Raw genomic sequence first — 16,660 nt, 5'->3', positions numbered from 1 at the left:
GCAGATCTCTGAGAGACGCTGTTGAGACATGTTCTTTCTTCAAAATTGATTGTCAAACCTCAGGGGAAGGGTATGTATCTGAACAATCCGCAGCAGGAGAAGGACGTGGCGTAACGCTGCAACTTAAACCGTTAAGTGATAAAACAGATACGGCAAGCGGATCAACCCCTGTTGCGGCGCCTACAGGTTCACCGATGCCCTCATCAACGCCTAACTCCAAAACGGAGACACAACGAACGACAACGACAGCAAATAAACAACGTTAGTGAACAGCTTGTTCTAACCCCTGTTTGTCCCGAATAGTCATGTTAGGAATGAACATGACAATAGTGGGAAGGGAGACTGAACGTTCATGCGGGCTTCTAACGTTACCGTTCGTCGCAGATTGTTTACGGCGTTAATCATTGGAACTGTCATCTTTACAGCACTTATTATCCGTCTTGCCTATGTTCAACTTTGGATCGGACAAGACCTCGCGAAGTTGGCAGAGAACAGTTGGCGAAGAGAGATTGGTTTTGCACCCAAACGAGGCGAAATTCAAGACCGTAATGGCTTGACGCTTACGTATAGTATGAGTACCCCTACACTTGTGGCGATTCCTATACAAATCAAAGATGCTCACGCTACAGCCGCTAAGCTGGCAGAAGTGTTGGATGGCAATGAAGATGACATATACAAACAAATTACGAAGAAAGAAATGCAAAACTATATAAAGCCTTCGGGCCGTAAAATTACGATAGAAAAGGCGCAGGAAGTGCGTAATTTGCAACTGCCTGGCATCATCGTAGCGGAAGATAATAAGCGCTACTATCCTTATGGTTCGCTTGCAGCGCATATCCTTGGCTTCGCAGGGATAGATAAAGGGTTAACGGGGATTGAGTCGAAATATAATTCACAACTGACAGGCATCGCAGGCAATATTGCCTATATGACAGATGCAGCAGGCCGGAAATTAGCAGGCACAACAGATACCTACACACCGCCGAAAGATGGGCTAAACGTGAAGTTGACCATCGACAGCCATCTGCAATCAGTGATGGAACGTTCGTTAGACCAAGCGATGGTGCAATATCAAGCGCAGAATGTCATTGCCATCATGATGGATCCGAATACCGGCGAGATCCTGGCTATGGGCAGCCGTCCGACGTATGATCCAGGCAAATATATGGAGTCGCCGGCTGAAACGTATAATCGGAATTTACCAATTTGGAAAACGTATGAGCCTGGTTCTACCTTCAAGATTATTACACTTGCCGCAGCGCTAGAAGAAAAGAAAATAGATTTAAAGAATGAACAATTCTACGACCCAGGTTCCATTGAAGTTGGGKGTGCTCGGTTACGGTGTTGGAAACGTGGTGGACATGGCAGTGAAACAATGTTGCAAGTTGTTCAAAATTCATGTAACCCGGGATTCGTCGTGATGGGGCAGCGATTAGGCAAAGAGAAATTATTCGACTATATTTCCAGATTTGGTTTTGGTAAAAAGACAGGTATTGATCTTGGCGGTGAAGAGAATGGGATTATGTTCAAACCATCGCAAGTAGGTCCAGTGGAGTTAGCAACAACCGCTTTCGGTCAAGGGGTTTCTGTGACACCGATCCAGCAAATTACTGCGGTCTCAGCGGCGATCAATGGCGGCAAGCTATTTAAGCCTTATGTTGCCAAATCCTTTTCCAATCCAGATACGGGTGAAGTTGTCGATGTTGTTGAGCCAGAGTTAGTCCGGAATGTGATCTCGGAGGATACGTCCAGACAAGTTCGTGAAGCGCTGGAGAGCGTTGTCGCGAAAGGGACAGGGCGCAATGCGTTTATTGACGGCTATCGAGTTGGCGGAAAAACAGGAACAGCCCAGAAAGTTATTAATGGACGTTATTCACCTGATGAGCATATCGTGTCATTCATTGGCTTTGCGCCAGCGGACAATCCGAAGATTGTAGTCTATGCGGCTGTGGATGACCCGAAAGGGATCCAATTCGGTGGTCTGATTGCAGCTCCGCTCGTCAGAGATATCATGGCAGATGCACTGCGTTACATGAAGGTTGAACCGGACAAAAATCAACTTGATAAAGAATATCGCTATGGTGAAATTCCAATTGTTGAAGTGCCGGACTTGGTTGGAGCGTCAGTTGATGATATATTAGAAGACCTGAACATGAATTTTAAGCTGGCCAAATCAGGGAATGGGAAGTATGTCATCTCTCAAGCACCTAAAGCAGGCTCACGTGTGGATCAGGGTTCTACAATTCGTATATTCTTATCAAATGTGGATCMAGAGAAATAGAGAAAACCTTACGGTTTTAAAAAAAGATTTACAAAGAAGACATGTTTAGCTTTTCTACTTGCATAAAATTGTCCATAATAGATAGATAAATCTAGGAAGAGAGGGTTGCTTATGAAACTGCAGGAGCTTGCTTCCGCTCTGCTCATTACCCACATACATGGCGATAGAGACACGGAGATCACGGGAATTGAGGCAGACTCTCGTAAAATAAAACAGGGAGATTTGTTTTTTTGCATCCCTGGATTAACAGCTGATGGCCACGACTATGCCCCCAAAGCGATTGCGCTCGGGGCTTCTGCTCTTGTCACGGAAAGAGTTCTGGATGTACCTGTCCCTCAACTCGTGGTGAAAGATGCTAGATATGCGATGGCGGCTCTTTCCTCGCATTTCTTCGGATATCCAAGCAAAGAGCTCAAGATTATCGGTATTACGGGGACGAACGGTAAAACAACCTCTACGTATATATTGGAGAAAATCATCGCGGATCAAGGTTATGTGACAGGGTTAATGGGTAATATCCATATCAAAATTGGTGAGGAATACATAGAAAATAAAGCCACGAATACACAGGAAGCTTTGGAACTACAACGTATTCTAAGAAAAATGGCGGATGCAGGGACCGATTATTGCATCATGGAGGTCTCTTCTCATGGTCTTGATATGGGAAGAGTGAAGGGGATTCAATTCCGTTCAGGTATATTTACGAATTTGACACAGGATCATTTGGATTATCACAAAACGATGGATGGCTATGCGGCAGCAAAAGGATTGCTATTCTCTCGACTTGGTAATGGTTTCTCCGAGGATCCGAATGCTCGCCAATATGCCATCCTTAATGCGGATGATGAAGCTTCAAAGACGTTTCATCGCTTGACAGCTGCACAAGTCATTACGTATGGCATTGAAAAAGATTGCGATGTGCGGGCTTCCGATATTCGGATGACTTCACAGGGGACGGAATTTCAACTGCATTCCTTTGCAGGTGAAGCTTCCATTCGCATGCAATTGGTAGGGAAATTCAATGTGTATAATGTATTGGGGGCAATCGCTGCTGCTTTAGCGGAAGGGATTCCTTTGGAGGCCATCCGTACTAGTATAGAGCGTATTGCAGTTGTAGAAGGCAGAATGGAAGTTGTCAACGAGGGACAGGATTATTTGGTCTTAGTCGACTATGCGCATACGCCAGATGGTTTAGAGAATGCTCTTTCTACCTTAAGTGAATTCGCAGAAGGTAAGATTATTACCGTTTTCGGCTGTGGCGGTGATCGTGACAGAACGAAACGCCCAATCATGGGGAAAGTTGCAGCGCACTACAGCGACTTTGTATTTGTGACGTCTGATAATCCTCGGACGGAACATCCAGAGGCGATTCTTGCAGATATTGAGCCTGGGCTTAAAGAGGTTAATTACCCAGAAAATCAGTATATCTTACTGGCTGATCGTAAAAAAGCGATACAAAAGGCTATTGAAGAGGCAGGCCCTAAAGATGTAATATTGATAGCGGGAAAAGGCCACGAAACGTATCAGGATATCATGGGTGTCAAGCATGATTTCGACGATCGTTTGGTGGCTAAGGCTGCGATAAGGGGGAGAACACAGTGATTCAGCGTACATTAGGTCAAATAGCAACGATGCTCCACAGCGAGGTGTCGGGTGTTCATGGCGACATTTTGATTAAAGGAGTTTCTACCGATACACGTTCCATTCAGGCTGGCAGTCTGTTTATCCCGCTTATCGGAGAGAATTTTGATGGTCACCAGTATGCGGAAGATGCCTATCAGAAGGGGGCTGCGGCCATTCTCTGGCAAGATGACCATGGTGCGGCGCCAAGCGGTATCCCTTACATTCTAGTTGAGGATACACTCACAGCCCTTCAGGGTCTGGCTAAAGCATACCGAAAAGAACTATCGGTGCGAATCATCGGCATTACTGGCAGTAATGGGAAAACGACAACCAAAGATTTGGTTGCAGCTGTCCTAGGAAGCACCTATGAGGTTCATAAAACAAAGGGAAACCTGAATAACCATATTGGTTTACCACTTACACTCCTGCTACTTGAAGAAACGACGCAATTTGCAGTCGTCGAAATGGGCATGAGCGGACGCGGCGAAATAGTTTTATTGTCTGAAATCGCAGAGCCAGAAGCTGCTATTATCACCATGATTGGTGAGTCGCACATGCTTCAGCTAGGTTCCAGAGATGAAATCGCCCGTGCGAAAGCGGAAATTGTTACCGGCATGCCKAGTGACAGCTTGATCATTTATAACGGGGATGAGCCGTTAATTGAACAAGCACTGGGCGAGCTGGTGCTGCCTGTGGGCTTGCGACGTATTCGTTTCGGTCAAGGCCACGATAACGATCGCTACCCAATCGATATCCGGATGGATGCGGATGGCGCTTACTTCACCATCAATTCATCGGGGTACGAGGAATTGTTCATTCCCTTGCTTGGCACGCATAACGTCGTGAACACGCTCGCGGCCATTGCCGTCGGCGAGGCCTTCGGCGTCACGCCAAGTGCTGTTGCAGCGGGGCTTCGCGCGCTGCAGATGACAAGCATGCGCATCGAGAAGCTCACGGCAGCCTCTGGGCTGACCGTGCTTAACGATGCTTACAACGCCAGCCCCGCCTCGATGCGGGCGGCGATTGCCCTGACCGAGCAGCTGAGCGGCTTCGGTCGGAAGTTCCTCGTGCTCGGCGACATGCTGGAGCTTGGCGAGCACGAAGAGCAGTTCCATCGCGGCATTGGCGCGATGTTGTCCCCGGAACGTGTAGACTACGTCTTCACGTTCGGGCGTCTCGGCCGCTTCATCGCGGATGAAGCGGCTCAGAACTTCCCGCAGGCGCAGGTGCGCGCCTACGACGACAAGGCGCAGCTCGCGGAGGAGCTCGCAGCACTCGCAAGCGCCGAGGATCTCGTGCTCGTGAAGGGCTCGCGCGGGATGCGGCTCGAGCAGGTTGTCCATAGCTTATTAGCCTAAATAGAATGCCTTAATTGAAATAGAGTGACGGAAATGAGCAGGGGGAACCAACGTGGAAAACGCGGTATTATTAACAATGGGTGTGGCATTTGTGCTTGCGCTAATCATGGGGCCATTATGTATACCTATTTTAAGACGGATGAAATTTGGTCAGCAAATTCGTGAAGATGGCCCGCAGGGACATCTCAAAAAACAAGGTACACCAACGATGGGCGGGGTTATTATTTTACTCGCGCTTTCCTTGGCTACGCTTCGTTTTGCTGACAAAAATACAGATTTACTCATTTTATTAATAGCTTCATTAGGTTATGGACTTGTTGGCTTCCTTGATGACTATATTAAAATTATTTTTAAGCGATCATTGGGACTTACAGCAAAGCAAAAACTGTTTGGTCAATTATTGATTTCAGCCATTGTCTGTTATTTACTCGTTATGCAAGGACACAGCACAGATATTTATATTCCTTTCGTTTCGTATCATATGAATGCGGGTTGGTTGTATTTCCCGTTAATGGCCATTTTGATGCTGGGCGCTTCGAATGCCGTTAACTTTACAGATGGCTTGGACGGCTTGTTAGCGGGGACAAGTGCAATTGCATTTGGGGCTTACACCATTATTGCCATGAATAATACACAACCTGAAGCAGCCATCTTCTCAGCAGCAATGGTTGGTGCTGTACTTGGGTTCCTCGTCTTCAATGCGCATCCTGCCAAAGTATTCATGGGTGACACCGGCTCTTTAGGAATCGGTGGTGGACTTGTGGCTGTTGCCATTTTAACGAAAGCAGAACTTCTTCTAGCTATCATTGGTGGAGTTTTCTTAATTGAAATCTTATCCGTAGTGATCCAAGTGGTATCTTTCAAAACAAGAAAGAAACGCGTATTCAAAATGAGTCCGATTCATCATCACTTTGAGTTGGTTGGATKGTCCGAGTGGCGAGTCGTAATTACTTTCTGGGTTGTAGGTCTAGTGCTTGCTGTGCTCGGATTATACATGAATGAGGTGTTGTAGAACATGAAGCATCCGCGGGATTATCGTGGACTTGAAGTGATCGTACTTGGCTTGGCTCGCAGCGGTGTCGCTGCAGCTAAGCTTTTTCATCAAAAAGGAGCTCTCGTCACTGTCAATGACAAAAAGGAACGAAGCGCGTGCCCTGAAGCCGACGAGTTGGAGGCTCTGGGTATTTCTGTTGTATGCGGGTTTCATCCGGAGTCCCTCGTGCATGAGGGGGTTGCGTTAGTTGTGAAAAACCCAGGGATTCCATATTCGGTAGACCCGATTCGTAAAGCAGAAGAGCTGGGTATTGAGGTTGTGACAGAGGTTGAGGTAGCTTATCAATTCTGTGAAGCGCCAATTATTGGGATCACGGGCTCCAACGGGAAAACAACCACAACTACACTGATCGGCTTGATGTTGGATGCAGCGGGCTTGAAGCCGGTTGTCGCAGGCAACATTGGCCGTGCTTTAACGGAAGCTACACCTGAGGTGACAGCTGAGAATTGGATGGTTGTTGAATTAAGCTCGTTCCAATTAAAAGGCACAACAGCGTTCCGTCCAAACATTGGTTTATTTTTAAATGTATATGAGACACATCTGGATTATCATGGCTCCATGGACGATTATATCGCCTCTAAAGCCAAAATTTTTGAAAATCAAACAGAAGCTGACACCGCTATTTTGAATTGGGATGACGAAGTGTGTCGACGTTTGATGCCAAGTTTGAAGGCAAAACAGTTTCATTTCTCATTGAAAGAAAAGCTTGCTTATGGCGTCTATTTGGATGCGGAGACGGACTGTCTTGTGTATGCAAACGGTCAGAACTCTGTCCAATCCATTATGCCGGCTTCTGAAATGGGCATGCCGGGTAGCTTTAACGTTGGAAATGCCTTGGCAGCTGCTGCAGCGGCCATTACAGCTGGCGTAGCTCTGCCTGTGATTGCTGATGTGTTGAGAAACTTCCATGGCGTAGAGCACCGTCTGGAGCTTGTGAGAGTACTTGATGGCGTAACCTTTTACAATAATTCGAAATCAACGAATGCTGCCGCTACCATCGTAACCATCGAAGCTTGCAATCAGCCTGTCGTCTTGATAGCTGGCGGTTTGGATCGTGGTTCGGATTACATGGAGTTATTGCCAACTTTCCGTGAGCGTATCAAAGGAATTGTTACAATAGGGCAAACAAAAGAAAAAATCAAGCATATTGCCGAGTTGGCAGGGATTAGTAAGGTACAAACCGTCGATACTGCTAAGGATGCAGCGGACGCGGTTTCACAAGCCGTGCAGCTTGCCTGGCAAATGTGTGAACAAGGAGACATCGTGCTTCTATCACCTGCTTGTGCAAGTTGGGATATGTTTCCATCCTATGAGGACAGGGGACGCATGTTTAAGGAGTCCGTGCATAACCTTTAAGTAGGGCTTATCCACTCGAATGGACTAGTATTTGAACAGGACGATGTCTTCTGTAAACTAGTTAGTAAGAGGAAGCCCACAACTGACAAAGAGGTGTCTGTAATGGGTAAAGCACGCTCCGCTCCTGACATTTGGATTATTATTCCGACCTTGCTGCTTTTGACAATCGGCGTTATTATGGTCTACAGCGCTAGTAGTGTACTTGCGTTTCGTGAGTTTGGTGATTCTTTTTATTATTTAAAAAGACAACTGATTTTCGCCGTACTAGGAATTGTAGCGATGTTCTTCACGATGAATGTTGATTATTTGGTGTGGAAACGATTTGCTAAGTTGGCCTTGTTTGTTTGCTTTGGCATGTTGGTCATTGTTTTGATTCCTGGTATCGGCGTGATTCGTGGCGGTGCCAGAAGTTGGCTAGGTATCGGAGCTTTCGGGATTCAACCCTCTGAATTTATGAAAATAGGGATGATTCTCTTTCTTTCCAAGATGCTATCCGAAAATCAGTCCAAGATAACACTGCTAACCAAAGGGTTGTTGCCGCCTCTAGGTATTATGGGGTTGGCATTCGGTCTGATCATGCTGCAGCCGGACTTAGGAACTGGGGTTGTACTCGTTGGTGCGTCTCTTCTAATCATTTATACGGCTGGCGCGAGATTGCTGCATCTTTCCTATCTAGGTATGATAGGAGTTGCGGGTTTTATTGGTCTMGTTATTGCCGCTCCCTATCGTCTTAAGCGGATCACAGCCTTTCTCGACCCATGGCAAGATCCACTTGGTGCTGGTTATCAATCTATTCAATCCTTATATGCGATTGGACCAGGCGGATTAGTAGGACTTGGACTCGGGATGAGCCGGCAAAAGTATAGTTACTTACCAGAGCCGCAAACCGATTTTATTTTTTCGATCATCGCTGAAGAACTTGGTTTTATTGGAGGCACATTGGTTCTGCTGCTCTTCACCATCTTAGTATGGCGGGGAATGCGTGCGGCCATTACGGCACCAGATACATTTGCCAGCTTAATAGCAGTAGGAATTATCGGCATGATCGCCGTTCAAGTCATTATTAACATCGGCGTTGTTATTGGGATGTTCCCGGTAACGGGTATCACGCTGCCATTCATAAGTGCAGGGGGGTCTTCACTGACACTCATGCTGACATCTGTCGGCATCMTGCTTAATATATCCCGCTATTCGAGGTGACAGGGGAATGAAGACAATTGTATTTACCGGAGGAGGCTCCGCAGGCCATGTAACCCCTAATTTAGCGCTGATGCATAAGCTGAAGCAGCAAGGTTGGGATGTCAAATACATAGGCTCGGCTACAGGTATTGAAAAAGAGATCATTGATCGGGAAGGGGTTTCCTTTTACCCGATTTCTTCTGGGAAATTGCGTCGATATTTTGATCTCAAAAATATAAAAGACCCATTTAAAGTCATGAAAGGTGTTTATGAATCGTATCGGTTACTTAAACGTTTGAAACCCGCCATTGTCTTTTCGAAAGGCGGGTTCGTTTCCGTTCCTGTCGTTCTTGGGAGCCGTATGAACAATATTCCTGTTATTATCCATGAATCCGATATGACGCCAGGACTGGCGAATAAAATTTCGATCCCATTTGCAACGAAGGTATGTGTGACATTTCCTGAATCCCTTTCGCATATTAAGGGCGGGAAGTCTGTTCTTACGGGCTTGCCGATCCGTGAACATATTAACAGTGGTAAAGCAGCGCGTGCGCTTCAGCTTTGCGATTTCCATTCTCAGAAGCCTGTGATATTAGTTATGGGTGGAAGCTTAGGGTCGCAGGTGCTGAATCAGGCTGTGCGCGCTAACTTAGGCCGCTTACTCCAACAATTTCAAATTGTGCATCTGTGTGGCAAAGGGAATGTGTCTGCCCAGCATCTTCAAACCCGTGGATACAAACAATTTGAGTACTTGAACGAAGAGCTTCCTGATGTGCTGGCGATGACGGACCTCGTCATCTCTCGTGCAGGCGCAACGTCTATCTTTGAGTTTCTAGGTTTAGAGAAACCTATGCTGTTAATCCCGCTATCCCGTCAAGCCAGTCGGGGGGATCAAATTCTGAATGCAGCATCTTTTCAGAAGGCAGGTTATGCCGATGTGATTCAGGAAGAAGATTTAACCACTGAAGGACTTGGCGATCATGTCGAAGCGCTATATAAGAACCGCGAGACGTATAAAGCAGCGATGCAATCACGTAATGAGAGTGATGCCGTAGCTGCTATCGTGAAATTGATCGAAACGCATAGCCATTCATTGTGAATTTGTTAAAGCGTATAGGCGATTGTCACACTCTAACCGATTTTACATAAACTACACTATAACCGTGACAGACACCTAAGGCTTCATAAGTGAACAAGGAACGAAGAACGGCCGTCTTCGCTCAGCTCCTTATGACTGAAATGTTAGAACTTGTATGTCTAAAATCTTACATTTCTACATTTCGCCCTACGTTCTGTGAAGGAGGTTTTCCCATGCAGAAGTTAATAGCCGACTTACAGGCATCAAATATTGGCGAGATAAGAACGAATGAACGACTAGCTCCATACACCACTTGGAAAATCGGCGGTCCGGCTGATTGCTTGATTATTCCTCACTCCAAAGAGCAGGTAGCTGCATCTATCAAGTTTCTTCATGAGCGTGGCGTACCTTGGACCGTTATCGGTAGGGGCTCCAACTTGCTTGTCGGAGACAAAGGGATTCGAGGCGTCGTGATTAAGCTGGGCCAGGCGCTTGATACCCTTCGTTTTGAAGGCGCGATGGTATATGCAGGAGGTTCCTATTCGTTCATTAAATTGTCCGTACTCGCAGCCAGAGAAGGTTTGACCGGACTGGAGTTTGCTTCAGGAATCCCCGGTACTGTGGGAGGCGCCGTCTACATGAATGCAGGGGCTCACGGGTCCGATGTGTCACGCATACTCAAGCAGGCTGAAGTCATCCTGGCTACAGGGGAATTGGTCGTCATGCAGGCAGAAGATTTACAATATGCTTATCGACATTCTATTTTGCACACATTGCCTGGCATTGTAACAGAGGCTGTCTTTGAATTACAGGTTGGAGACCGCAACGAAATTGCAGGGGCTATGGCTGCTTACCGAGACCGGCGACTGCGTACCCAACCTTTGCAATTAGCTTGCGCAGGAAGTGTATTCCGCAACCCCGAAGGGGGCTTCGCAGCGAAGCTCATCGAAGAAGCAGGCCTGAAAGGCAAACGTGTCGGTGGAGCAGAGATCTCTATGCTTCACGCCAATTTCATTGTTAACACAGGAGAAGCTACAGCCGAGGACGTTCTTGCCCTTATCAACGAAGTACAGCAGATCGTAGAGCAATCGTACGGTATTAAGCTAGTACCTGAGGTTCTGGTAATGGGTGAGAGGTAAATCGGAGGTGGAATTTTGGAGAAGCTCGTTATCGAAGGTGGAAGACCTCTTACGGGAGCCATCCAGATACACGGCGCTAAAAACGCCGCATTACCCATATTAGCTGCATGCTTACTTGCTAGTGGTACGCATACTTTACACAATGTTCCTAATCTGCTCGATATCGACACCATGCTTCGAATTCTTCGTTCACTTGGTTGTCGAGCCGAGCAGCAAGGAGATACAGTAACCATAACAACATCCACAGTTCATTCCTCCCACATCCCCGAAGAATTGATGGGTCAGATGCGTTCTTCCATCTTTCTCATGGGTCCGCTACTCGCTAGATTCGGCAGTGTCACAGTATATCAACCTGGTGGTTGTGCGATCGGCGAACGTAAAATTGATTTGCACCTCAAAGGTTTGCAGGCTCTTGGAGCTGAGATTGAAGAATTTTCCAATAAAATCGTCTGTACGGCAGAAACCTTACAAGGTAATGAGATATTCTTGGACTTTCCTAGCGTCGGGGCGACCGAGAATATCATGATGGCCGCCGTGAGAGCGGAAGGTACGACAACGATCTATAATGCTGCTCGCGAGCCAGAGATACAGGATTTGCAAAATTTCTTGAATGCGATGGGCGCGGATATTATTGGAGGAGGAACGGATACGATCACGATTCGTGGCGTTACTACGTTGTCTCCTTGCACATATCGGATTATTCCAGATCGTATTGTTGCAGGGACCTTTCTAGTTGCTGCAGCGGCTACCAGAGGTAATATTACTTTGGAAAGAGTAAACCCTGCTCATTTAACATCGGTTATCCATGTGCTTAAGCGTGCAGGTGTTCAAATCAGCGCAGACGGTGATATAATACATGTAAGCTGCAAGGCAAGACCCAAAGCAGTTGAACGTATCGTGACGTCGCCTCATCCTTCTTTCCCAACGGATTTACAATCACAAGTCATGGTGCTCTTATCTCTAGCAGATGGATTAAGTGTGATGAAAGAAACGATATTTGAAGGTAGATTTAAGCACGTGGATGAATTGTCCCGAATGGGCGCAGATATTCGCGTAGATATGAGTTCAGCCTTTATCCGTGGTGTGCCTAGATTGTATGGAGCTACTGTTGAAGCAACTGATTTACGGGCTGGTGCTGCTCTTGTAATCGCCGGTCTAGCTGCGCATGGCACAACGATCGTTGAGCAAATTCATCACATCGATAGAKGTTATGATAGGATCGAACATATGCTAGTCAGACTTGGTGCTTCTGTGCGTCGTCAAGCTCCGGTTCCCAGTGAGTAATAGCTTGTGTGGCTATCGCGTATCCCTTCCTGCAAACAGGAGGGGATTCACGATATTCATTTTAAATGTGTGGCTTCATTCAATGTAATAAATATAAATAGGTGGTGCCCCTCTTGTCCGAAGATAACAAAGTACCAACGCTGCCTGTACCTAAGCCGCGTACGCGTACGAATCGGAAGCTGCTTGCTTTTTTGATCATTTTTTTCCTAACTGTTCTAGTCATTTTGTTCTTCCAATCCTCACTTAGTCGGATCAGTCGGATTGATGTTGAGGGAAATGTGCTATTAGCCTCCGATTCAATTGGACAAGCTAGTCAAGTTGCAGTGGGAGATCGTTTTTTTGCTGTAAGCTCCAAGACGATTGGACAGCGGATCTCTGAGATGCCTATGATCAAGAATGCTGCCGTGGAGAAGATGTTCCCAGGAGTCATTCACATTCAAGTCGAAGAATTCCCTAAAGTAGCTTTCCAAATCGATCCTAATGGTAAAAAGCAAGCTGTGCTCGCAGATGGCAACGTCATTGAACTGCCAGCTGGCAGCGGTATCCCGCTCGATATGCCAATCTTAACGGGGTGGACCKATACGGATCCGAATAAAGCGGCGCTTTGTAAAATACTAGGGGAAATCCCGCAGAGTGCTTTGTCAGACGTTTCAGAGATTAAGCCGGATCCTTCGGAATCGTACCCTGACAAAATTAAGATATATACACGCTCACAATTTGAAATCCATACAACCATTTCCTATCTGCCTGATCGAATAGATAACCTGCCAGGTTATATTGCTGGTTTAGCAGAGGACCACATTTCCAATGGCGTCATTACAATGCTCGAAGCTGAATACCACACACCATTTGCAACAAGCGGGGATTCCAAGACAGATAACAAAACAGATTCCAAAACGGAACCTAAGACCAACCCGAAACCTACGCCGAAAGCAACACCAAAGCCATAACAACCGCCATAGTGCGGAGAAACTCACAAAAATTCTAGCAGAGACTACTCAATCTCTGAAAATAATGTTAAAATTAGTTTTATGGTTAAATAGGCTCTATCTGCATACTCTATTTTTTCTTGTATTTACTAGGCGAAATTGTTTGCATTTTACAACATTGAAATGAGAAGTTGAAGTTGGTTTTCAAATGCAAAAAAAATGTTGAAAAAAGAGGGAATATGGCGGTTGTGTGGAATACGTATAAAAGTATTTGTGAAGATTTTGCAATTTTACCTAAGTTACAGGAGGTGCCAGGGGCTTGAGCAACAATGATATCATTGTTAGTTTAGACATCGGTACATCCAAAGTTCGAGCTATTATTGGGGAAGTTGTTAACGGAACCATTAATATAATAGGAGTGGGATCTGCCGAGTCAGAGGGTATTCGTAAAGGCGCAATCGTTGACATTGATCAAACGGTACATTCAATTCGAAGTGCCATTGATCATGCTGAACGAATGGTCGGTATACAAATTTCCGAGGTTTACGTTGGAATTTCAGGAAATCATATTTCTCTTCAATCAAGTCACGGCGTAGTTGCTGTTTCAAATGAGGACCGTGAAATCGGAGAAGAAGATATTGATCGCGTCATTCAAGCGGCTAGGGTCATCGCATTACCTCCCGAACGTGAAATAGTTGGAGTTGTACCTAAGCAATATTTGGTTGATGGGCAAGAAGGTATTAATGATCCACGCGGAATGATCGGTGTTCGTTTGGAAGTTGAAGCGACGATTATTACTGGAGCGAAAACGGGCATACATAATTTAATGCGTGTTGTGGAAAAATCCGAACTGAAAGTTGCAGGACTTATTCTAATGTCGCTCGCATCTGGTAATTTGRCACTTTCCAAAGATGAGAAGGCTGTAGGGACCGTATTGGTTGATATTGGAGCTGGAGCAACGACGATTGCTGTCTTCGACGAGGGTAATTTAGTTGCAACGTCAACGATTCAGATTGGCGGAGAATTTATCAGCAATGATATTTCTATTGGCTTACATACGCAGTTGGAAATTGCTGAGAAGATCAAATTGAAATATGGCTGTGCATCCGTTGATGATTCCGCGCCTGATCAAGTGTTTAAAGTGACGAGAATGGGCAGCAATGTTGAAAAAGAGTTCTCTCAGGTTGATCTTGCAAATATCGTTGAACCTCGTGTCGAAGAGATTTTTCAATTAATTCGTGCCGAAGTTCACCGTTTGGGATTTGGAAATCTTGCAGGTGGGTATGTACTTACAGGTGGAACAGTTTGTATCCCAGGTATACTGGCGATTGCACAATCCGAACTGGCTACATCTGTACGCATTGCAGTGCCTGATTTCATCGGGGTACGTGATCCTTCCTACACAAGTGGTGTTGGTATTATTCAATTCGTCTCCAAATACATGAAGAATCGTAATTCAGGCATCACCAAAAAAGTGGCTGCAAAGACTACCAAAAAATCCTCCGATAGTCAAAAGCCAGGTTGGGTTGATCGAGTTAAAAATTTCTTCAGTGAATTCATTTAGTGAACGTTAAGTTAGGGGGATATGGCTCATATGTTTGAATTTGATATGGATTTAGACCAATTGGCTCAAATTAAAGTCATTGGTGTTGGTGGCGGCGGTAGCAATGCAGTTAATCGCATGATTGAAAACGGTGTTAAAGGTGTAGAATTTATTACCGTAAATACGGATGCACAGGCGCTTCATCTGGCCAAGTCCGTTCATAAATTGCAAATTGGCGATAAATTGACCCGCGGTCTTGGTGCAGGTGCAAATCCTGAAGTCGGGAAGAAAGCAGCAGAAGAGTCAAGGGAGACGATTCTGAATACGCTTCGCGGCGCAGATATGGTGTTCGTAACGGCAGGTATGGGCGGCGGTACAGGTACAGGAGCTGCTCCAGTCATTGCGGAAATCGCAAAAGAGGTGGGCGCACTTACGGTTGGTGTGGTGACGCGACCGTTTACTTTCGAAGGACGTAAGCGTTCTTTGCAAGCGGAGCAAGGGATTGCTGCATTGAAAGAGAAAGTAGATACACTTATTATTATCCCGAATGATCGTCTACTTGAGATTGTTGACAAAAAGACTCCGATGCTTGAAGCATTCCGCGAAGCGGATAATGTTCTACGCCAAGGTGTTCAAGGGATCTCTGATTTGATTGCAGTACCAGGACTTATCAATTTGGACTTTGCAGACGTTAAAACGATTATGACTGAACGCGGTTCCGCCCTTATGGGGATCGGGGTAGCTACAGGTGAGAATCGTGCGGCAGAAGCAGCGAAAAAAGCGATCTCTAGTCCTTTGTTGGAAACTTCAATCGAAGGCGCTCGTGGTGTTCTGATGAATATCACAGGCGGTATGAACCTTAGCTTGTACGAAGTGAATGAAGCTGCTGATATCGTGGCATCTGCTTCTGACATTGAGGTAAATATGATTTTCGGTGCTGTTATCGATGAAAAATTAAAAGATGAGATCTTAGTTACGGTTATTGCAACTGGTTTCGAGCATAAAGCGGCTCCGATTCATCAATCTATCAAACGTCCGGTTTCACCAGGACAACCAGAGACGTCAGCACCTGACAATCGCTTAAATAATCTTAAACCATTTGGCGCACAGCCTTCTAATGATCAATTAGATATTCCGACTTTCTTACGAAATCGCGGACGCAATACTGACAAATAATTACATAATAATTGTCTAGAGACCGAAGCCCTACTTGATGTAGAAGCTTCGGTTTTTTGTTGTTCTGTAAGCTTTTCTCCTGTGGACAAGCCCGCGCTAACTGACAAAAAAAGTAGCATCCTACTAGCATGTTTAGACAGACTTTGAACTTGGAATCCAATATACTGATTTAGAACCTTAAAGTTTCGTCACGAAATTGCTAGATAGTGCCCTTCTTGGAGGTGAGGCATGGCATGGTCGTCTATGCGGATCTCATTTTCCTGTTGAACTTTCTGGTGGATGCAGCGTTACTATTGGTCACTGCAAAAACGCGGAAAATAGCGTTCACATGGTGGAGAATTGCACTTTCTGCAGCATTAGGGGCTTCTTATGTCGTTATGATGTTTTTACCAGTTCCAACCTTGCTTTTTACATTTTCTGTGAAATGTATGTTCTGTACAGGTATGATTATGACCGCTTTTGGTTACGGTTCCTTACAAAATTTATTGCGGAATATGGGAACTTTTTTACTCATCAATTTTGCTGTTGCTGGTGGGATGTTCGGCATCCATTATGTGCTTGCCTCTTCCTCGGATGTTATGAAGGGAATCGTATTTACGCAATCTGGTGTCGCCGTATTCCAATTTCAAATCGGCAGCATCTTGTTTGTGGTCCTACTGC

At 45.7% G+C, this 16,660-nt stretch carries 13 protein-coding genes and 1 pseudogene; all 14 read left to right on the top strand.

Features of this window, described 5'->3' with window-relative positions:
* Positions 1-266, top strand: a pseudogene (locus AC1DLM_RS31990) (peptidoglycan glycosyltransferase); the annotation flags it as partial.
* Between the two features lie 86 nt (positions 267-352).
* Positions 353-2,281: a stage V sporulation protein D gene (locus AC1DLM_RS31985; protein WP_477572238.1), complete on the top strand. Its 1,929-nt coding sequence runs from the start codon at positions 353-355 to the stop codon at positions 2,279-2,281.
* Positions 2,282-2,392: 111 nt separating this feature from the next.
* The gene (locus AC1DLM_RS31980) at positions 2,393-3,883 is read left to right on the top strand and encodes a UDP-N-acetylmuramoyl-L-alanyl-D-glutamate--2,6-diaminopimelate ligase (RefSeq protein WP_477572237.1); all 1,491 of its coding nucleotides are present in this window, start codon (positions 2,393-2,395) and stop codon (positions 3,881-3,883) included.
* Positions 3,880-5,262, top strand: coding sequence for a UDP-N-acetylmuramoyl-tripeptide--D-alanyl-D-alanine ligase (locus AC1DLM_RS31975; protein ID WP_477572236.1), 1,383 nt, complete (start codon positions 3,880-3,882; stop codon positions 5,260-5,262). Before AC1DLM_RS31980 ends, AC1DLM_RS31975 begins: the two co-directional genes overlap by 4 nt.
* A 76-nt stretch (positions 5,263-5,338) precedes the next feature.
* A complete protein-coding gene (gene mraY / locus AC1DLM_RS31970; RefSeq protein WP_477572239.1) occupies positions 5,339-6,274 on the top strand; it encodes a phospho-N-acetylmuramoyl-pentapeptide-transferase in 936 nt (311 codons plus the stop codon).
* A gap of 3 nt (positions 6,275-6,277) precedes the next feature.
* Positions 6,278-7,672 (top strand): UDP-N-acetylmuramoyl-L-alanine--D-glutamate ligase, encoded by a 1,395-nt coding sequence (gene murD / locus AC1DLM_RS31965; protein WP_477572235.1) that lies wholly within the window; start codon positions 6,278-6,280, stop codon positions 7,670-7,672.
* A 102-nt stretch (positions 7,673-7,774) separates the two neighbouring features.
* Entirely contained in the window at positions 7,775-8,872 is a 1,098-nt protein-coding gene (gene spoVE / locus AC1DLM_RS31960; RefSeq protein WP_477572234.1) for a stage V sporulation protein E, read from the top strand.
* Between the two features lie 7 nt (positions 8,873-8,879).
* Complete coding sequence (locus tag AC1DLM_RS31955) at positions 8,880-9,950, top strand: undecaprenyldiphospho-muramoylpentapeptide beta-N-acetylglucosaminyltransferase (protein WP_477572233.1); 1,071 nt, start codon at positions 8,880-8,882, stop codon at positions 9,948-9,950.
* 212 nt (positions 9,951-10,162) lie between these two features.
* Positions 10,163-11,068, top strand: coding sequence for a UDP-N-acetylmuramate dehydrogenase (murB, locus tag AC1DLM_RS31950; RefSeq protein WP_441989002.1), 906 nt, complete (start codon positions 10,163-10,165; stop codon positions 11,066-11,068).
* 15 nt (positions 11,069-11,083) lie between these two features.
* Positions 11,084-12,352, top strand: coding sequence for a UDP-N-acetylglucosamine 1-carboxyvinyltransferase (gene murA, locus AC1DLM_RS31945; RefSeq protein ID WP_477572232.1), 1,269 nt, complete (start codon positions 11,084-11,086; stop codon positions 12,350-12,352).
* A gap of 113 nt (positions 12,353-12,465) precedes the next feature.
* Entirely contained in the window at positions 12,466-13,302 is an 837-nt protein-coding gene (locus AC1DLM_RS31940) for a cell division protein FtsQ/DivIB (RefSeq protein WP_477572231.1), read from the top strand.
* A gap of 298 nt (positions 13,303-13,600) precedes the next feature.
* Positions 13,601-14,845, top strand: coding sequence for a cell division protein FtsA (gene ftsA / locus AC1DLM_RS31935; protein WP_477572230.1), 1,245 nt, complete (start codon positions 13,601-13,603; stop codon positions 14,843-14,845).
* Positions 14,846-14,875: 30 nt separating this feature from the next.
* On the top strand, positions 14,876-16,000 hold the full coding sequence (gene ftsZ / locus AC1DLM_RS31930; RefSeq protein ID WP_436235902.1) for a cell division protein FtsZ: 1,125 nt from the start codon (positions 14,876-14,878) through the stop codon (positions 15,998-16,000).
* Between the two features lie 233 nt (positions 16,001-16,233).
* A partial coding sequence (locus AC1DLM_RS31925; RefSeq protein WP_477572229.1) for a sigma-E processing peptidase SpoIIGA occupies positions 16,234-16,660 on the top strand: 427 nt, incomplete at its 3' end.

Source organism: Paenibacillus sp. 01T442 (genome assembly GCF_056398345.1).
Note: the sequence above shows the minus strand (reverse complement) of the source record. Positions and strands in the feature narration are given on the sequence as shown.